This is a genomic window from Agrococcus jejuensis (genome assembly GCF_900099705.1).
Taxonomy (GTDB): domain Bacteria; phylum Actinomycetota; class Actinomycetes; order Actinomycetales; family Microbacteriaceae; genus Agrococcus; species Agrococcus jejuensis.
Genome location: NZ_LT629695.1, coordinates 1408303 through 1426944 on the forward strand (window position 1 = coordinate 1408303; position 18642 = coordinate 1426944).

Annotated in this window: 20 protein-coding genes; 5 read left to right on the forward strand and 15 right to left on the reverse strand. The window is 72.0% G+C overall.

Annotated elements, in window-relative coordinates; all coding sequences use genetic code 11:
- Positions 1 to 30 precede the first annotated feature (30 nt).
- From BLQ67_RS06510 to BLQ67_RS06520, 3 genes are read left to right on the forward strand one after another with little or no spacing between them, the layout of a single operon-like run.
- A complete protein-coding gene (locus BLQ67_RS06510; protein WP_092503525.1) occupies positions 31 to 1347 on the forward strand; it encodes an MFS transporter in 1317 nt (438 codons plus the stop codon).
- Complete coding sequence (locus tag BLQ67_RS06515) at positions 1344 to 2231, forward strand: transketolase (RefSeq protein WP_092503527.1); 888 nt, start codon at positions 1344 to 1346, stop codon at positions 2229 to 2231. The genes BLQ67_RS06510 and BLQ67_RS06515 overlap by 4 nt, the downstream gene beginning before the upstream one ends.
- Positions 2228 to 3223: a transketolase family protein gene (locus tag BLQ67_RS06520; protein ID WP_092503529.1), complete on the forward strand. Its 996-nt coding sequence runs from the start codon at positions 2228 to 2230 to the stop codon at positions 3221 to 3223. Before BLQ67_RS06515 ends, BLQ67_RS06520 begins: the two co-directional genes overlap by 4 nt.
- Before the next feature lie 279 nt (positions 3224 to 3502).
- Here the strand turns inward: BLQ67_RS06520 and BLQ67_RS06525 are convergent, their stop codons facing one another.
- Positions 3503 to 4150, reverse strand: coding sequence for a GntR family transcriptional regulator (locus tag BLQ67_RS06525; RefSeq protein WP_092503531.1), 648 nt, complete (start codon positions 4148 to 4150; stop codon positions 3503 to 3505).
- A 174-nt stretch (positions 4151 to 4324) separates the two neighbouring features.
- Positions 4325 to 5671 (reverse strand): MFS transporter, encoded by a 1347-nt coding sequence (locus BLQ67_RS06530; RefSeq protein WP_092503533.1) that lies wholly within the window; start codon positions 5669 to 5671, stop codon positions 4325 to 4327.
- A 189-nt stretch (positions 5672 to 5860) separates the two neighbouring features.
- Between BLQ67_RS06530 and BLQ67_RS06535 the strand changes: the two genes are divergently transcribed.
- Both BLQ67_RS06535 and BLQ67_RS06540 read left to right on the forward strand, forming a co-directional pair.
- Positions 5861 to 6751, forward strand: a complete 891-nt coding sequence (locus tag BLQ67_RS06535; RefSeq protein WP_092503535.1) for a sugar phosphate isomerase/epimerase family protein — start codon at positions 5861 to 5863, stop codon at positions 6749 to 6751.
- Between the two features lie 40 nt (positions 6752 to 6791).
- Positions 6792 to 7562 (forward strand): SDR family NAD(P)-dependent oxidoreductase, encoded by a 771-nt coding sequence (locus BLQ67_RS06540; RefSeq protein WP_092503537.1) that lies wholly within the window; start codon positions 6792 to 6794, stop codon positions 7560 to 7562.
- Positions 7563 to 7885: 323 nt separating this feature from the next.
- On the opposite strand, the gene BLQ67_RS06545 is transcribed toward BLQ67_RS06540, so the two are convergent.
- The 13 genes from BLQ67_RS06545 to BLQ67_RS06605 form a co-directional block, all read right to left on the reverse strand.
- Entirely contained in the window at positions 7886 to 8629 is a 744-nt protein-coding gene (locus tag BLQ67_RS06545) for a hypothetical protein (RefSeq protein ID WP_092503539.1), read from the reverse strand.
- Positions 8630 to 8723: 94 nt separating this feature from the next.
- Positions 8724 to 9584 (reverse strand): ABC transporter ATP-binding protein, encoded by an 861-nt coding sequence (locus BLQ67_RS06550; protein ID WP_092503541.1) that lies wholly within the window; start codon positions 9582 to 9584, stop codon positions 8724 to 8726.
- Positions 9585 to 9657: 73 nt separating this feature from the next.
- Positions 9658 to 10722 carry a FecCD family ABC transporter permease gene (locus BLQ67_RS06555; RefSeq protein ID WP_231945188.1) on the reverse strand — a complete coding sequence of 355 codons (1065 nt, stop codon included), beginning with the start codon at positions 10720 to 10722 and terminating at the stop codon, positions 9658 to 9660.
- Positions 10719 to 11765: a FecCD family ABC transporter permease gene (locus BLQ67_RS06560; RefSeq protein ID WP_092503543.1), complete on the reverse strand. Its 1047-nt coding sequence runs from the start codon at positions 11763 to 11765 to the stop codon at positions 10719 to 10721. The genes BLQ67_RS06555 and BLQ67_RS06560 overlap by 4 nt, the downstream gene beginning before the upstream one ends.
- Before the next feature lie 41 nt (positions 11766 to 11806).
- A complete protein-coding gene (locus BLQ67_RS06565; protein ID WP_092503545.1) occupies positions 11807 to 12844 on the reverse strand; it encodes an ABC transporter substrate-binding protein in 1038 nt (345 codons plus the stop codon).
- 114 nt (positions 12845 to 12958) lie between these two features.
- Positions 12959 to 13681, reverse strand: coding sequence for a hypothetical protein (locus BLQ67_RS06570; protein WP_092503546.1), 723 nt, complete (start codon positions 13679 to 13681; stop codon positions 12959 to 12961).
- 60 nt (positions 13682 to 13741) lie between these two features.
- Positions 13742 to 14326 (reverse strand): CoA-binding protein, encoded by a 585-nt coding sequence (locus tag BLQ67_RS06575; RefSeq protein ID WP_092503548.1) that lies wholly within the window; start codon positions 14324 to 14326, stop codon positions 13742 to 13744.
- Positions 14323 to 15615: an O-acetylhomoserine aminocarboxypropyltransferase/cysteine synthase family protein gene (locus tag BLQ67_RS06580; protein WP_092503550.1), complete on the reverse strand. Its 1293-nt coding sequence runs from the start codon at positions 15613 to 15615 to the stop codon at positions 14323 to 14325. The genes BLQ67_RS06575 and BLQ67_RS06580 overlap by 4 nt, the downstream gene beginning before the upstream one ends.
- 262 nt (positions 15616 to 15877) lie before the next feature.
- Positions 15878 to 16324 (reverse strand): hypothetical protein, encoded by a 447-nt coding sequence (locus BLQ67_RS06585; RefSeq protein WP_231945223.1) that lies wholly within the window; start codon positions 16322 to 16324, stop codon positions 15878 to 15880.
- The gene (locus BLQ67_RS06590) at positions 16318 to 16737 is read right to left on the reverse strand and encodes a VOC family protein (RefSeq protein ID WP_092503551.1); all 420 of its coding nucleotides are present in this window, start codon (positions 16735 to 16737) and stop codon (positions 16318 to 16320) included. The genes BLQ67_RS06585 and BLQ67_RS06590 overlap by 7 nt, the downstream gene beginning before the upstream one ends.
- A 4-nt stretch (positions 16738 to 16741) precedes the next feature.
- Complete coding sequence (locus BLQ67_RS06595) at positions 16742 to 17191, reverse strand: helix-turn-helix transcriptional regulator (RefSeq protein ID WP_092503553.1); 450 nt, start codon at positions 17189 to 17191, stop codon at positions 16742 to 16744.
- 101 nt (positions 17192 to 17292) lie between these two features.
- On the reverse strand, positions 17293 to 17499 hold the full coding sequence (locus tag BLQ67_RS06600) for a hypothetical protein (protein WP_092503555.1): 207 nt from the start codon (positions 17497 to 17499) through the stop codon (positions 17293 to 17295).
- A 522-nt stretch (positions 17500 to 18021) separates the two neighbouring features.
- Entirely contained in the window at positions 18022 to 18618 is a 597-nt protein-coding gene (locus BLQ67_RS06605; RefSeq protein ID WP_092503557.1) for a hypothetical protein, read from the reverse strand.
- Positions 18619 to 18642: the final 24 nt, after the last annotated feature.

Below are 18642 nucleotides of genomic sequence, written 5' to 3' on the forward strand. Positions count from 1 at the left end.
CGCCGCCCGGCACCACCACCAGGAGCATCCATGTCCGCACCCACCACCGGCGCGCCGAAGAAGGACAACGCCGTCAAGGTGTCGCTCGCCTCGATGATCGGCACGGTCGTCGAGTCGTACGACTTCTTCATCTACGCCACGGCTGCCGCCACGTACTTCGGCACCGTGTTCTTCCACACCGACGACCCCATCGTCGGTGCCCTCGCCTCGTTCGCGACGCTCGCGATCGGCTTCCTCTTCCGCCCGATCGGCGGCTACCTCGCCGGCCACTTCGGCGACCGCATCGGCCGCAAGCGCGTGCTCATCTGGTCGCTCGTCGTCATGGGCGTCGTCACGACCGCGATCGGCTTCCTGCCGACGTACGCGACCGTCGGCGTCGCCGCGCCGATCATGCTCATCGTGCTGCGCATCATCCAGGGCATCGCCTACGGCGCCGAGTGGGGCGGCGCGGTGCTCATGGCCGTCGAGCACGCCCCCGAGCGTCGCCGCGGCTTCTTCGGCGCGCTGCCGCAGATCGGCATCCCCGGCGGTCTGCTGCTCGCCAACGGCGTCATCCTCGCCACGTCCGGCCTCCCCGGCGACTGGGCATGGCGCGTGCCGTTCCTGCTGGCCTCCGTCATGGTCATCGTCGGCCTCTTCATCCGCCTCAAGGTCGCCGAGAGCCCCGCGTTCGAGGCCGTCAAGGAGCAGGGCGAGGTGCTGAAGGCCCCCGCGCTCGAGGCCATCAAGCAGGACTGGCGCTCGATCCTGCGCGTCATCGGCCTGCGCCTCGCCGAGACCGGCGGCTACTACGTCACGACGTCGTTCGTCGTCGCCTACGTCGGCCTCGCCGCCATCGCCGAGAAGAACGACGTGCTGCTCGGCACCCTCGTCGGCTCGGCCATCGGCCTCGGCAGCCACCTCTTCTACGGCGCGTGGAGCGACCGCATCGGCCGCAAGAAGGTGTACCTGATCGGCTCGATCTTCACGATCGCGTTCGGCATCCCCATGTTCATGCTCATCAACACGGGCGTCGTCGCGATGATCGTCGTCGCCGTCGTGCTGTCGCTCGTGCTGAGCCACGACCCGATCTTCGCCGTCGAGTCGAGCTGGTTCTCGGAGCTGTTCCCCGCCAACCGCCGCACGTCGGGCATCTCGCTCGGCTACAACGGCGCCGCGATCGTCGCCGGCTTCCTGCCGTTCATCGCGACCGCGACCTACGGCTGGATCGGCTGGATCGGCCCGGCCCTGCTGTTCTCGCTGCTCGGCATCATCTCGACCGTCGTCGCGATCACGGCGCGCGAGACCGCGCCCGCCGTCGTCGGCTCGTCGCTCGCGAAGCAGCCCACCCTGGAAGGAGTCCGATGACCACCGTCGCACCCACCACCGCGCACGCCGAGCGCCTCGCGCGCCTCGCCGAGCACGCGTACAACGTGCGGATGCACGCGCTCCACATGGGCGAGGTGCAGGGCCAGGGCTACGTCGGCCAGGCGCTCGGCGCCGCCGACATGCTCACGGTCGCGTACATGGACCAGCTGCGCTACGACGTGGCCGACGAGCACTGGGACGGCCGCGACCGCTTCCTGCTCTCGACGGGCCACTACGCCATCGGCCTCTACGCGGCGCTCGCCGAGGCGGGCATCGTGCCCGTCGCCGAGCTCGAGACGTACGGCTCCGACGACTCGCGCCTGCCGATGTCGGGCATGGCGTCGTACACGCCCGGCATGGAGATCTCGGGCGGCTCGCTCGGCCACGGCCTCACGGTCGCCGTCGGCATGGCCCTCGGCCTGCGTCACCGCGGTCTCACCGAGCAGCGCGTCTTCAACTTCCTCTCCGACGGCGAGCTCGACGAGGGCTCGACGTGGGAGGCCGCCATGGGCGCCGCCCACCACCGCCTCGGCAACCTCACGGCCATGGTCGACATGAACGCGCTGCAGGCCGACGGCCCCGCGCAGGGCATCCTGCGCACCGAGCCCGTGCTCGAGAAGTGGCAGGCGTTCGGCTGGCACGCGATCCGCGTGAACGGCAACGACCTCCCCGCGCTCGTGGATGCGTTCGACGAGGCCCGCTCGGTCGCCCAGGCCGACGGCACGCCGCAGGTCATCATCTGCGACACGAAGGTCGGCTCGGGCGTCACGATGCTCGAGGAGCGCGAGAAGGCGCACTTCATGCGCATCGAGGAGGACGAGTGGGCGATCTGCCGCGAGCAGCTCACCGCCCGCTACGAGGCAGCCAAGGAGGCAGCACGATGAGCACCACCACGGCAGCGCCCAAGCTGAAGACGAGCGCGATGATCGCGTCGTTCGCGGACCCCGGCCAGAAGACGGCGCCCGCGCCGTTCGGCCACGCGCTCGCGAAGGCTGCGGAGCAGGACGAGCGCATCGTCGGCCTCACCGCCGACCTCGGCAAGTACACCGACATGCACATCTTCGCCCAGGCCCACCCGGACCGGTACTTCCAGATGGGCATGAGCGAGCAGCTGCTGTTCGGCGCCGCCGCGGGCATGGCGGAGGCGGGGCTCACGCCGTTCGCCTCCACCTACTCGGTGTTCGCCGCGCGCCGCGCGTACGACTTCATCTGCCTCGACATCGCCGAGCCGAACCTCAACGTCAACGTCGTCGGCGGCCTCCCCGGCCTCACGACCGGCTACGGCCCGAGCCACCAGGCGACGGAGGACATGGCGATCTTCCGCGGCATGCCGAACCTCACGATCGTCGACCCGTGCGACTCGATCGACATCGAGCAGGCCGTGCCGCAGCTCGCCGCATCCGAGGGCCCCACCTACCTGCGTCTGCTGCGCGGCAAGGTGCCGACGGTGCTCGACGAGTACGACTACACGTTCGAGCTCGGCAAGGCGAAGGTGCTGCGCGGCGGCGCCGACGTCGTGTTCGTGTCGTCGGGCCTCATGACGATGCGCGCGCTGCAGGCGGCCGAGCTGCTCGCAGCCCACAAGGTCGACGTCGCGGTCGTGCACGCGCCGACGATCAAGCCGCTCGACGTCGACACGATCGTCGCCGAGCTCGACACCCCGCGCCTCGCGGTCACGCTCGAGAACCACTCCGTCGTGGGCGGGCTCTTCGAGTCGGTGGCGTCGGCGCTCGTGCGCCGCGGCGTCTCGCGTCGCGTCGTGCCCGTGGGCCTGCCGGATGCGTTCCTGGATGCGGGAGCCCTGCCGACGCTCCACGACCGGTACGGTCTCTCGAAGGAGAAGATCGTCGAGACGGTGCTCGCCGAGCTCGGCTGACGCTCCTCCTCCCCCAGTCCGCGGCACGGCGGCGATCCCCAAGGTCGCCGCCGTGCCGCTTCTGCGTGCCTGGGGGCTCCGCCTCCGATGGGCCGCCGGTCGATTGGCCAGCTCTTGCGATCGATTGGCCAGGTTCTGCGCCCGAGAGGCGTCGATTGGCGCATATTGGCGCCAATCGACCGCTGCACGTCGCAGAAGTTGGCCAATCGCGAAGGGGGCATCGTCGAGGTTGGCCAACCGTGGCGACTGCCTCGCAGACGAGCGGCGAGCGGCGAGCCCCTACGCCGTCAGCGTCGCCGCTGCCTGCGAGTGGTGCGCGCGGATGACGGTGACGGCGTGCTCCTCGTCGCCCGTCTCGATCGCATCCACCATGTCGAGGTGGCGATCGGTGTCCATGTTCGACGTGGCGCGGTCGAGGCCGGCGTACATGATCGACATGCGGATGGAGCCCTCGAGCTGCTGCCACTGGTGCACGAGCGTCGCGTTGCCGGGGAACGAGACGAGCGCGCGGTGGAAGTCGAGGTCGGCCTCGATCCACGCCACGACCGTGCCGCCCTCGGCGTCGCGCATGCGGTCGATGGCGGCGTGCAGCACGGGCTTCGCGTCGGCGATCGTGCCCGCGGAGATGATGAGGCGCGCCGCGAGGGCCTCGAGGGCGCCGCGCACGAGGAAGATGTCCTCGATCTCGCGGGCGTCGAGGTTGCGCACGCTGAGCCTGCCGCGGGCGCCCGACTCGAGCAGGCCCTCCTGCTGCAGCTGACGCATGGCCTCGCGCAGCGTGCCGCGCGAGATGCCGAGGCGCTCGGAGAGGTCGGTCTCGACCATGTGGGTGCCGGGGACGATCTCGCCGCTCGTGATGGCGCGTCGCAACGAGTCCACCGCGAGCTCGCGGAGGTTCGTGCGGTCGAGCCCGACGAGTGCGCTCATGCCGTCCCCCTGGTTCCTCGTGTGGAAAGGATACGGGGCGGATGCTGTGCGCATCCGCCCCGTGGTGCTCGGCGCCCGGCCGAAGTGTCGCTGGCAGCGACCGGGCGCCTGTCGGTTCCGGTGCCCGGCCGAAGTGTCGCTGGCAGCGACCGGGCACCGAGCCTGTGACTCGCGTCAGGCGACGCGGGCGAGCCGATCCTCGTCGTCCGCGGCCTCGGCCTCGGCGGCGAGGGCACGCTCGCGCGCACCCCACGTCTCGCGGGTGAGGATCGCGGCGGTGAGGCCGATCGCGGCGTAGAGCGCGAAGAGCAGCGCGGGGCCGACCCATCCGAGCGCCACGAACAGCAGCGTCGTGATGAAGGGCGTGAAGCCCGAGACCATCGCCGAGATCTGGTACGCCAGCGAGGCGCCCGACGAGCGGGTCTTCGCCTGGAACAGCTCGGGGAACCATGCGCCCTGCGCGCCGGCGAGGGCGTTCTGGCACACGGAGTAGGCGAGGATCATCGTCAGCACGATGAGGATGAACATGCCCGTGTTCACGAGCAGGAACATCGGCACGGCGAAGAGCACGGCGAAGATCGTGACGCCGATGTAGAGCGGCCGGCGGCCGATCCTGTCCGTCAGGTTCGCCCACGCCCACGTGCCGACGACGCCGATGCCCGCGCCGATGCAGAGGGCCGTGAGGGTCTGCGACGGCTCCGCGAGGCCGTTGGTGTTGATGTAGCTGATCATGTACGTCACCGACACGGCGTAGCCGGCGGTCTCGGCGACGCGCAGGCCGATGCCGCGCAGGATGTTGCGCCAGTCGGTGCGGATGACCTCGACGATGGGCGACTTCACGATGATGCCCTGCGTCTTGACGTCCTCGAAGACGGGCGACTCGGGCACCTTGGCGCGGATGATGAGGCCGACGGCGACGAGCACGATGCTCGCGAGGAACGGCACGCGCCACGCCCAGTCGCCGGGCAGGTGCACCGAGACGAGGAACGTGAGGTTCGCGAGCAGCAGGCCCACGGGGAAGCCGGCCTGCACGATGCCGGTGTAGGCGCCCTTGCGCTTCCATGGCGCGTGCTCGTAGCTCATGAGGATCGCGCCGCCCCACTCGGCGCCGAACGCGACGCCCTGGATGATGCGCACGGTCACGAGCAGGATCGGGGCGATGATGCCCACCTGCGCGTACGTCGGCAGCAGGCCGATGACGAAGGTCGCGAGGCCCATGGCGATGAGCGAGGCGACGAGCACGGGCTTGCGGCCGATCTTGTCGCCGAGGTGACCGCCGATGACGCCGCCGAGGGGGCGGGCGAGGAAGCCGACGCCGAGGGTCGCGAACGACAGCAGCGTGCCGACGAGCGGGTCGTCGGAGGGGTAGAAGACGGTGCCGAAGTACAGGGCCGCGGCGGTGCCGTAGCCGATGAAGTCGTACGTCTCGATGACGGCGCCGACGCCGGATCCGACGGCGACCCGCTTCGCTTCGGGAGTGCCGCGGACGGGTCCGCGCATCGCAAGAGCCTCGGTGCTCATGGGTTCCTCTCCTGGTCAAGGATGCCTCGGCGGGGAGGGGCTCATGAGCCACACGACGCTGTCGGCAGTGGCCAGCATGCACGCATTCCTGTTGACTGTCAACAGTCGACTTGCTACCGTCGCTCTCGGCGCGGATCTGCCGCGTCGCTCGGTGCGGAGCGGACCTCGCACCACGCGAGGATGACGACGATGACGTTCCCCGAGAGGCTCGGCTGCTCGACGATCTCGTTCCAGCACCTCACCCTGCCCGACGCATTGCACGACGTCGCCGCCCTCGGCTTCCAGGAGATCGACCTCGGCGCCCTCCCCGGCGTCTGCGACCACGTGCCGTTCGAGCTCGACGACCGTGCCATCGACGCCGTCGCAGCCTCGATCGCGGATGCGGGCATCCGCGTGCGCTCCGTGAACGGCGACGTCGGCGACCTCAACGTGCCCGCCGCCGACCCCGCCGTACGACGCCAGCACGTCGAGCGCCTCCTGCGCCTCACGGCCGCGATCGGCGCCGAGGCGCTCGTGCTGCCGTGCGGCGCCCTCGACCACGAGCCCGCCGCCACGCTCGACCTCGACGTCTCGCGCGTCGCCCACGAGCTCGCCGTCGCCGGCACGCTCGCCGAGCAGCTCGGCACGCAGGTGTGGGTCGAGTCCATCCACTTCCTGCGCCTGTGCTGGAACGCCGAGCGCGCCGCGATGCTGCACGACCGCACGCCCGAGTCGGTGCGCGCCGTGCTCGACGTCGCCCACGTCGTCGCCGCGGGCGACGACATGGGCGCGGTCGTGGATGCGTGGGGCGACCGCACGGCGCACGTGCACCTGCGCGACGCCGTGCGCGGCGACTTCGCGAAGCCCATCGGCGGCGGCGACGTCGACTTCGAGGCCGCCTTCGCGGCCCTCGCCGCGTCGGGCTACGAGGGCGGCTTCACGCTCGAGCTGCCGGCCCGCGCCTACACCGACGACGCGACCTCGACGTCGACGCCCGAGTTCCGCGCCGAGCGCCTCGTGGCGATCGACGCCGCCGCGCGCCACGTCGCCCCCATGCTCGAGGCCGCCGGCCTCGCCCACCGTGGCGTGCAGACGCACTGACGCCGACCCACGCATCGACCGCATCCGACGAAGGAGCAGCATGACCACCACCAGGACCGCCATCGTGACGGGCGCCGCGAGCGACCGGGGCATCGGCATGGCCGTCGCCGACCGCTACGCGGCCGACGGCTGGGCCGTCGTCATCCTCGACCTCGACGGCGAGCGCGCCGCGCAGGTCGCCGCCGAGATCGGCGAGCGCCACGGCGTGGCCCACTTCGGCGCCACCGTGAACGTCGCCGACGAGGCATCGGTCGAGGCCGCCCGCGTCGCCGTCGCCGCCGAGGTCGAGGCGGGCCGCCTGCCCGTCGTCGGCGCGCTCGCGAACATCGCCGGCATCACGTCGCCCGTGCCGTTCCTCGAGACCGACCTCGCCCTGTGGAACAAGGTCATGGCCGTGAACGCCACCGGCACCTACCTCGTCACGAAGGCGTTCCTGCCGCCGATGCTCGAGGCCGGCTTCGGTCGCATCGTCAACATGTCGTCGGTCTCCGCGCAGCGCGGCGGCGGCGTGTTCGGCAAGGTGCCCTACTCGGCGGCGAAGGCAGCGATCCTCGGCTTCACGAAGGCGCTCGCCCGCGAGATCGCCGACTCGGGCGTCACCGTGAACTCCGTCACGCCCGGCGCCGTCGACACGAACATCCGCGTCGGCACGACCCCCGAGCTCGAGGCGCGCATCGCCGCCGACATCCCCATCGGCCGCACGGCGTCGACCGACGAGATCTCGGCCGTGTTCGCGTTCCTGTCGAGCGAGGGCGCCTCGTACCTGCAGGGCACGAACATCGACATCAACGGTGGCAGCCACATGCACTGAGCCTCGGCTCGGCTCGTCGAACGGGCGCCCTCCTGCGGGAGGGCGCCCGTTCGGCGTTCCCCGGGGGCTGCATCCGCGCGAATGGCTTCTCGCCCACTGATCGAGAAGCGCGTCTCCACCCGCTCACTGAGGTGCGAGCCCGAAGGGCGAGCCTCGAAGGGCTCCGTGCGAGGAGTCCTCGGTGCGGCACCTTTCGAGGCTCGCTTCGCTCGCACCTCAAGGAGCGGTCATGGGCGATCGCCGACCCAGGAGAGGAGGCCGCAAGGACCGGCCCGTGAGGTGCGAGCCCGAGGGGCGAGCCTCGAAGGGGCCTCCGCGGGACGTCAGTGCGGCAGGTGGTGGTGCCGCAGCAGGTTCGACCAGGCCGGCTCCTCGGGCTCCGGCTCGGGCGCCGCGGGCCGCGTGAGGTGCGCGACGAACCACCACGTGAGCATGCCGGTCGCCGACGCGATCGCGACGTTCATCGCGCAGGCGATGAGCAGGCCCACGACGGTGCCGACTGCGGCGATGCCGCCATCGGCGAGCCCCTCGAAGCCGCGCTCCAGCAGCGGCGACAGCAGGCTCGAGAAGGGGGCGGTGAAGATGTTGAGCACGATGCGGGCGCCGAGCGCGAGGCCGAACGCGGCGATCGTGATGCGCACAGGATGCGCGAAGCCGGCGGCGCGCAGCGCGCGCACGCTCACCGTGACGCCCGCGGCGGCGAGGCCGATGCCGACGAGGGCGACGAGCGCCGTGAGCCACGGCCACGGGCCCGTGTACAGCTGCTCGACGCTCGTCGCGGCGGCGCCGGGGTCGACGTCGGGCAGCAGCGACGCCATCCAGCGCACGAACGACTCGAGCACGAGGGGCAGGAGCAGCAGCAGGAGGCCGAGCCCCGCGAGGTCGGCACCGACGAGCATCATCGCGCCGCCCACGCCGCCTGCGAAGCGGGCGCGGCCCGTCATCGCCTGCGGCAGCTGGGGCTTCGGCGGGGGTGCGATCGACGCGGCGTAGGCCCGCTGCGCCTCCGGGTTGGGGGCGAGCGTGGGTGCCGAGGTGGTGTACCCCAGTCGCTCGTCGGTCGTCACCTCCCCATGGTGCCGGTCGCGCCTGTGCCGGAGGTGGGAGCCGTCCCTTGATGCCGTGCATGAGGACGGCCCGACGGGCGTCAGCGCCGTGGCCTCAGGACGCGACCGCCTCGCCGGCGTCGTGCTCGTCGTCGGCCCTCACCGCGCGCACACCGTGGGTCACGTGGTGGCGTCCGAGCGGCAGCACGAGCGGCTTGCCGCACGTCGGGTCGGCGATGACGCGGCTCGAGAGCCCGAACACCTCGCGCACCATCGTCTCGGTGAGCACCTCCGACGGCTCCCCCGCCGCGTAGAGCGCGCCGGAGCGCACGGCGACGAGATGGTCGGCGTAGCGGGCGGCGAGGTTCAGCTCGTGCAGCACCATGACGATGGTCGTGCCGAGCTCGCGATTGAGGTCGGTGAGCAGGTCGAGCACCTCGACCTGGTGCGTGACGTCGAGGAACGTCGTGGGCTCGTCGAGCAGCAGCAGCTCGGTCTGCTGCGCGAGCACCATCGCGATCCAGACGCGCTGGCGCTGGCCGCCCGAGAGCTCGTCGACCGCGCGGTCGGCGAGCTCCGCCGTGCCCGTCACCTCGAGCGCGCGTGCGACCGCGGCGTCGTCGTCGGCGGTCCACCGGGCGAGCACGCCCTGGTGCGGATGGCGACCGCGGCCGACGAGGTCGGACACGGCGATGCCCTCGGGCGCGACCGGCGACTGCGGCAGCAGCGCGAGCGTGCGCGCGACCTCCTTCGTCGGCATCCCGTGGATGCTGCGGCCGTCGAGCAGCACCGCCCCCGACTTCACGGGCAGCAGGCGCGACATCGCCTTGAGCACCGTCGACTTGCCGCACGCGTTCGCACCGACGATCGCCGTGATCCTCCCCGGCGGCACGGCGAGGTCGAGGTCGTCGACGACGACGCGGTCGCCGTAGCCGAGCCGCAGCGCGTCGGCGACGAGCGTGCGCTCGTGCGTCATCGCGCGCCTCCCGCCGACCGGGCGGCGGCTGCCGCGTCGGGGCGCGCACGGCGCTGGACGGTGTCGATGACGCTCACGCGGAGCCTCCACGGTTGGTGCGGACGAGCAGCGCGATGAGGAACGGGGCGCCGAGCGCGCCCGTGATCACGCCGACGGGGAACTTGGTGCCGAGCGCGTACTGCGCGAACAGGTCGGCGACGAGCACGAGCAGGGCGCCGAAGAGCCCGGAGGCGAGCACCGGCGAGCCGACGGGACCGAGGATGCGGCTCGCGATGGGCCCGGAGAGGAACGCGACGAACGCGATGGGGCCCGCGGCCGCCGTCGCGAAGGCCATGAGCATGACCGCGACGACGATCAGCGTGACGCGGCGCAGCTCCACCGGCACGCCGAGCGCGGAGGCGGTCTGCTCGCCGAGGCGCATGATCTCGAGGTCGCGCAGCAGCCACAGCAGCACGGGCGTCAGCACGACCACCGCGATGACGAGCGGCAGCAGCCGCTCGGTCGTGGCCCCGTTGAGGTTGCCCGTGAGCCAGCGCATCGCCACCTGCATGTCCCACGCCGCTGCGCCGCTCAGCACGTACGAGACGACGCTGCCGAGCATCGCCGACAGGCCGATGCCGACGAGGATGAGCCGCGTGTTCGCGACCCCGCCGCCCCGGTAGGCGAGCAGGTACACGAGCAGCGCCGTCACGAGGGCTGCGACGGTCGCGAGCACCGACACCGCCGTCGGCTCGAGCCCCAGCACGAGGATGCCGATGACCGCCGCCGCGCTGGCACCGGATCCGATGCCGATGATGTCGGGGCTCGCAAGCGGGTTGCGCAGCATGGTCTGGAACGTCGCGCCGGCGAGGCCGAACGCGAAGCCCACGAGCACGCCCGTCGTCGCACGCGGGATGCGCAGCGTGCCGATCGTGAACGTGCCCTCGCCGTCCTGCCCGAGGATCACACGGATGACGTCGAGGCTCGAGTAGGTCGTGCGGCCGACCGTGAGGGAGATCCAGAGCGTCGCGAGCACAGCGACGGCGAGCACCACGTGCACGACGAGACGACGGCGCGCGCGTCTGCGGCGCCCGGCCGCGACGGCGAGCAGGGTCGGCGACGGCTCGGCCGTCGCCGTGGGGATGCGGGTCGCGGTCACAGCTCACGCACCTTCTGCCTGCGGACGATCCAGATGAAGAAGGGAGCCCCGACGATCGACGTGACGATGCCGACCTGGATCTCCTCCGTGCCGCCGACGAGGCGGCCGACGACGTCGGCGGCGACGAGCAGCACCGCGCCGCCGATCGCGGACAGCGGCACGAGCCAGCGATGGTCGACGCCCGAGAGCAGGCGCACGACGTGCGGCACGACGAGGCCGACGAATCCGATCGGCCCGGCGATGGCCGTCGACGCGCCGCAGAGGATGACGCCACCGAGGGCCGCGATCACGCGAGCGCGCAGCACGTGCTCGCCGAGGCCGCGCGCGAGCTCGTCGCCGAGCGCGAGGGAGTTGAGCGCGCGCGCCGACGCCCACGAGACGAGCAGGCCGACGAGCAGGAACGGGCCGATCAGCGCGATCTTGTCCCACGATCCGCCGCCGACGCCGCCGATCGACCAGTGCCGGAACTCCTCCATCGCGTCGACGCGCGGCAGCAGCACGGCGCCCACGAGCGACGTGAGCGCGACGGAGGTCGCGGCGCCCGCGAGCGCGAGCTTGAGCGGCGTCGCGCCGCCCCGACCGAGCGATCCGACGGCGTAGACGAAGACGGCGGCGACGGAGGCGCCGAGCATCGCCGTCCAGATGTACGCCGAGTCGGTCGACATGCCTACGAAGACGATGCCGATGACGACGGCGAGCGACGCGCCCGCGTTGACGCCGAGGATCTCGGGATCCGCGAGCGGGTTGCGCGTGACGCCCTGCATGACGGCGCCGGCCACGCCGAGGGCTGCGCCCACGACGATCGCCAGCACGGTGCGGGGCATGCGCTTGACGACGGCGGCCTGCGCCGTCGTGTCCTGGTGCCCGAGCACACCCGCGACGAGGTCGTCCCATCCGACGTCGAGCACGCCGAACGTGACCGACGCCGCCGAGGCGAGCGCGAGGGCGAGCAGCAGGCCGAGGGCGACGAGCAGACGCACCCGCACCGGGCGTCGACGACGGTCGACGCCCGGTGCGGGTGCGGTGGTGACGGTGCTGGTCATGCTGCGCGACGACCGAGGGTCGTCATCCAGGCGTCAGGCGATCAGGATGCCGTGGCCGCGGCCGCGTCGAGCAGCGGCAGGTAGTGCTCGATGAGGTGGTCGATCGCCAGCGGGCTCGGGTTCGACGATGCGGTCGTCGACGGGTCGGTCTCGACGTCGAGGAACACGACGGAGCCGCTCGCGATGGCCGGGATGCGCGAGAGCAGCGGGTCGGCCTGCAGCGCGGCGAGCTCCTCGCCCGTGCCGTACGTGACGATGACGTCGAGGTCGCTGAGCGTGTCGACGGCCTCGGCGCTCACCGAGAAGTAGAACTCGTCGGTGCCGGGGTCGGCGACGGCCTGCGGCACCTCGAACCCGGCGAACTCGCTGAGGAACGCCGTGCGCGGGTCGGCGGTCGAGTAGAAGCCGACGCTCGAGAGGTCGGTGACGTCGAAGAACGCGAACGCGGCGCCCAGGCCCGTGCCGAGGTGCTCGTAGCCGGCGACGGCCTCGGCGATCGCGGCCTCGTCGTCGGCGACCAGCTGCTCGGCCTCCGCCTCGAAGCCCAGGCCCTTGCCGTTCATGAGGATCGTGTCCTGCCACGACGTGCCCCACGCGACGCCGGGGAACGCCACGACGGGCGCGATCTCGCTGAGCGTGGCGTAGTCGTCCTCCGACAGGCCCGAGTAGGCCGACAGGATGACGTCGGGGTCGGCGTCGGCGATGGCCTCGAAGTCGATGCCGTCGGTGCCGTCGTAGAGCGCGGGCGTCTCGGCGCCGAGCTCCTCGAGCCGCTCCTCGACCCAGGGCAGCACGCCGTCGCCGTCGTCGTCGCCCCACGTCGCCTCCTCCATCACGACGGGCACGATGTCGAACGCGAGCGCGACCTCCTGGTTGCTCCAGCCGACGGTGGCGACGCGCTGGGGCGCCGCGTCGATCGTCGTCTCGCCGTAGGCGTGCTCGATCGTGACGGGGAACGATGCAGACGAGGCGTTCGACGAGCCGGACTCCTGCGCGGCGTCGCCGCTGCTGGCGCAGGCGGCGAGGGCGAGAGCCGTGAGGCCTGCGAACGTGGCGGCGGCGGGACGGGACAGGCGCATCGGGGCTCCATTCAGGATTTAGCAAGGTAAGGCTACCCTGACTCGGAAGTCGTGTCGGCATGCAGTCGGACGCTCAGCGCCCCTCCGCGGGCCCCTCCCGCCGCGATCCCGCGCCTATGGCTGCGACCGGGGTGCAGTCGGCTCGGAGGCTGGCCAGCCCTCGACCGGCCACGGCTGCATCGCCACGACCACGGGCACCTTCTCGCGCAGCGCCCGCGCCATCCACCACGTCGTGAGGATGCCGGTGCCGAGCCACGTGCCTGCCGCGGCGACGACGCCCACGATGACGATCAGCACCGCCGCGAGCACGAACATCGCGCCCGTCGGTCCGCCCGAATCGCCGTACACGTGGCCGAACCCGATGCCGATGAGCGGCGGCAGCCACGCACCCAGCAGCAGCTCGGGCAGGCCGCCGAGCAGGGTGCCCACGACCCACGTGCCGACCCGCGCGAGCAGCAGGCCGAGCAGCGCGACCGCGACCGGCCGGTGCACGCCCGCGCGACGCAGGCGACGGATGGTCGTCACGATGCCCAGCGCGACGAGCCCACCGCCCAGCAGCAGGCACACGACGGTCGCGACGATGCCGATCGGGCTCGACAGCGCCTGCAGCATGTGCTCGAACACGGCGCGCGTGTCGGCATCCATGCCGTCGGGGTCGTTGCCCGGCAGCGTCGCCACCCACGCCTGCAGGCCCGTGGAGCCCCACGCGAACGCCGGCGACAGGGCGATCGGCAGGCCGACGCCCACGAGCGCGCCGCCGAGCGCTCCTGCCCTCCGTGCGGCGCGGGCGTGCTCGACGGGCAGGGGCGCGAAGGCCGGGGTTGGCGCGTAGGTCATGCGCGCGACCGTACGCGGCACCGCTGGACGCCGCGTGCGGGATGCGTCAGCGCAACGTGGTCAGCGCAACGTGCGGCGCGCGGTGATCTGGCCCGTGTCGAAGCCCAGCAGGTGCAGGCCGCCGTGGAAGCGCGCGTGCTCGACCTTGATGCAGCGATCCATCACGACCGTCAGCCCCTTGGCCTCCGCGTCGTACGCCGCCTCCTCGTTCCAGATGCCCAGCTGCACCCAGATGGTCTTCGCGCCGATCTCGACGACCTCGTCGACGACCGACGGGATGTCGGACGCCTTGCGGAACACCACGACGACGTCGGGCACGCCCGGCAGCGACTGCAGGTTCGGGTACACGGGCTGGCCGAGGATCTCGGTCGCGTTCGGATTGACGAACCACAGCTCGAAGTCGCTCGACTGCTGCAGGTACGTGCCCACGAAGTACGACGAGCGCGTCACGTTCGGCGAGGCGCCGACGATCGCGACCGTCTTCGCGGCGCGCAGGATCGCGAGGCGCTCCTTCGCATCCGGCCCGACCCACGTGCGCTGGCTCTTCAGCAGACGCGCGAGCGGCGAGGATGCCGGGATCGAGCAGGTGAGGCCGTTCTGCAGCGTGACGAGCTCCGTGTCCTGCTGCTCGGTCGTGTCGGTCATCGCTCCTCCGTCGCGGCCGCGAGGGCCTGGTCGAGGTCGTGGATGATGTCGTCGACGTCCTCGAGGCCCACCGAGATGCGCACGAGGCCGGGGCCGACGCCCGCATCCACCAGCTGCTGCTCGGAGAGCTGCGCGTGCGTCGTGGATCCGGGGTGGATGATGAGCGTCTTCGTGTCGCCGATGTTCGCCACGTGGCTCGCGAGGTTCACGTGCTCGATGAGGCGCTGGCCGACGGCGCGGCCGCCCTTGACGTCGAACGAGAACACCGAGCCGGGACCCTTCGGCAGGTACTTCTGCGCGCGCTCGTGGTGCGGATGCGACGGCAGGCCCGCCCACGACACGCGCTCGATGCGCGGATCCTGGTCGAGCCACTCGGCGACGGTGCGCGCGTTGTCGACGTGGGACTGCATGCGCAGCGGCAGCGTCTCGACGCCCTGCGCGAGCTGGAACGCCGACTGCGCCGAGAGCACGGGGCCGATGTCGCGCAGCTGCTCGCCGCGCAGGCGCGTGAGGAAGGCGTACTCGCCGAAGTTGCCGTTCCACGTGAGGCCGCCGTAGTGCGGCACGGGCTCGTCGAGCAGCGGGAATCGGCCGTTGTCCCAGGGGAAGCGGCCCGACTCCACGACGACGCCGCCGAGGGTCGTGCCGTGGCCGCCGAGGAACTTCGTCGCCGAGTGCGTGACGATGTCGGCGCCCCACTCGATCGGGCGGTTCAGGTACGGGGTCGCGATCGTCGCGTCGACGACGAGCGGCACGCCGGCCGCGTGCGCGACGTCGGCGAGGCCCTCGAGGTCGGCGACCTCGCCAGACGGATTCGCGACGGTCTCGACGAAGACGAGCTTCGTGCGGTCCGTGATCGCGGCGGCGTAGGCGGCCGGGTCGGAGCTCGACACGAACGTCGTCTCGACGCCGAAGCGGCGCAGCGTCACGTCGAGCTGCGTCACGGTGCCGCCGTAGAGGCTCGATGACGCGACGATGTGGTCGCCCGCGCCGGCGAGCGCCGCGAACACGAGGAACTCGGCGCCGAGGCCCGAGGCCGTCGCGACGGCGCCGAGGCCGCCCTCGAGGCTCGCGATGCGCTCCTCGAACGACGCGACCGTGGGGTTCGAGACGCGCGAGTAGATGTTGCCGTACTTCTGCAGCGCGAAGCGAGCTGCGGCGTCGGCGGTGTCGTCGAAGACGAACGCAGTGGACTGGTGGATGGGGAGCGCGCGGGATCCGTGCACGGCATCGGGGATGTTGCCTGCGTGGATGGCGCGCGTACGGAATCCGTACTCGCGATCGGCCATGCCCTCAGGCTATGCGGTGGCGGGTGCTGCGCGGGTCGCTCGCGTCACGGGGCGTCACGCGTGCGGCGGATGCGGTAGGCGGCTGCGTCGATTGGCCATCTTCTGCGACGGTCGCCCGTCGATTGGCCATCTTCTGCGACGCCGCGCGGTCGATTGGCGCCAATGTGCGCCAATCGGCGGGGTCCCGGCGCAGAAGGTGGCCAATCGATCGCAGAAGATGGCCAATCGACGCGGGTCCGGCGCCTGCCAGAGCCGCGTGGGGTCAGCCCTTGCCGATCGCCTTCGCCACGAGGGCGCGCACGCGGGCCTCGACGTCGGCGTTCACCTCGATGACGGCGAACGAGACGCCCCACATGACGCCGTCGTCGAGCGCGGCGTGCTCGTCGAAGCTCACGGTGCCGTAGCGGGTCTTGAACTTCGACGCCGGCTGGTAGAACACGACGACCTTGCCCTCGTCGTTCGCGTACGCGGGGAAGCCGTAGAACGTCTTCGGGTTCAGGTCGGGCGCGACGTCGCCCACGATGCGGTGCAGCATCGTCGCGACCTCGCCGTCGACGCCCTCGAGCGCCTCGACGGCCGCGCCGCACGCCTCGAGCTCCTTCGCGAGCTTCGCAGCGCCCTTGAGGCCCTTCGTCGAGCGCAGCTCCTCGGCGCGCTGCTGCATCGCGGCGCGCTCCTCGGCGGTGAATCCGGTCTTCGTGCTCACGATGCGGTCCTGTTCTCCTGGATGCGGATGAGGTTGCCTGCGGGGTCGCGCACGGCTGCGTCGCGTACCCCGTAGTCCTGGGCGATGGGCTCCTGCACCACGTCGACGCCCGCCGCCTCGAGCGCGGCGTACGTCGCGTCGAGGTCGTCGGTCGCGAGGTTCACGCCGAAGTACGAGCCCTTGGCGACGAGCTCGTCGATGACGACGCGCTCCTCGTCGGTGAGCTCGCGCGGCGCCGTCGCCGGGTGCAGCACGATCGCGGTATCCGGCTGGTCGGCGGGGCCGACGGTGATCCACCGCATCCCCTCGTAACCGACGTCGAGGCGCACCTCGAAGCCGAGCGCGTCGCGGTAGAACGCGAGCGACGCCTCGGGGTCGCTGTGCGGCAGGAAGCTCGAGTGGATGGTGATGCCCATGCCGCTACCGTACGAGCGCGGATGCGGGTGCCGCTTCTCGATTCCTGACGGGTCTCGTGAGCATGCGCACGATGCACGGCGGCATGCCGTCGCGGAACGGCGCGCCCTCGTCGCGGTAGACGCTGGGCGGCACGCCGACGATCTCGGCGAAGCGCGTCGAGAACGTGCCGAGCGACTGCCATCCGACGGCGAAGCACACCTCGGTCACCGAGTGGTCGCCGCGGCGCAGCAGCAGCATCGCGCGCTCGATGCGGCGCGTCATGAGGTACCGGTAGGGCGTCTCGCCGTACGCGGCGCGGAACTGCCGCGACAGCGTGCCCGACGAGCGGTGCACCATGCGCGCGAGCGCCTCGAGGTCGAGCGGCTGCGCGTAGTCGCGGTCCATGCGGTCGCGCACGCGGCGCATCGCGACGAGCGCCTCGCGGTCGAGGCGCGCGGTGGCACCGGTGGTCATGCGGCGAGCGTACGCCCGCCGCGCACGCACGAGGGGCCGCCCGGGATGGGCGACCCCTCGTGGATCGAACGATGCGCGGGCCGGGCCCGCTCGACTGGCGGTCACCGCAGGGGCGACGTGAGGGCCAGCAGGTGGCGGGCGTCGAGCTCGCGGCGCGCCTCGGCGGCATCGCGGGTCTCGGCCGACCGGCGGTCGGGGCGGTGCAGGGCGATGCGCGCGAGCGCCTCGGCGAGCGCGAGCAGCGCACGCCTGGCGGGGGTCGCGGGCCTCGCGGCTGCGAGCCGCAGGGGCTGGGAGATGGTCGACATGGGGGTCCTTCGGATGGGGCGTGCGGGCACGCCGAATGGAGGTGCGAGCGCATTCGCGAATGCGCGACGGAATGCGTGCGGAATGGCACGCCGAATACGCCGTGGCGCGGAAAGGAATTGCGCAGGGATGCGCATTCGCGAATGCGAGATGGGGGCCGAGCGTCGAGCGCTCGGGTGTGCTGTCGTGTCGCGGTCACGCCGACGCGTGCTCCACCCGATCGCGGCCGAGCGCCGGCGGATGCCGAGGCTCGGATGCGGGGGTGCGGGCGCTGCGTGGGCGGCGATGCACGGGCGGCGACGCGGCGGATGCGCGCGCGGCCGGCGGTGCCGACGTGTCCGCGGTGCTAGCGGATCCCGGAGACGAGGGCCGGGCCGGTGCACGTGGTGGTCATGAACATGGCAGCTCCTCTCTCGACGGGATTGCGGCGTGTGCCGTGGACGAGAGCGAGCATAACCGCACGAATTGCGCTCGCGCAAGTCGATTCGCGGAATTCGTCGCGCGAGGCGCGAATTCTGTCGCGATCAGGCGATCGGGTACGCCTGCTCCGCGGCGTCGGCCGCCGCCTGCGCGGCGATGCGACGCGAGCGCAGCAGCCACGTCATCCACCACGTGGCGAGCGCGCCGAGCGGAGCGCCGGCGAGGCCGAGCAGCACCGCGAGCGTCACGGCGTGCGGCACGGCGGGCGGGCCGCCGAGCAGCGTGAGCGCCGGCAGGAACGCCGCGGTCGTGACGGTGCCGAGCACGAGCATCGCCACGGCGACGACGGCCGTCGACAGCCCGACGACGGCACCCGGCTGCGGCACGCGCCCGCGCAGCAGCAGCCACAGCGCGACGAACGATGCAGCCCCCACCACGGCGCCCGCACCGCCCGCCGTCGCGAGCGGCACCGCGAGCTCGACGAGCGCCTCGTCGTCGAGCACGTCGCCGGGCGGCCCCCACATGACCGAGAGCAGCCCGGCGCCGGCACCCACGAGCGTCGCGACCGCGAGGGCCACGACCACGAGGTTCATGAGCGACAGGCCGGCGCCGAGCATCGCGCCGCCGACCGCGCCCCCGAGGAGGGCGGCGAGCAGCACGGATCGCGGCAGCCTGGGTCGAGGCTCGCGCAGCAGCGTCATGCGGGCACGGTAACCAGCGCCGGT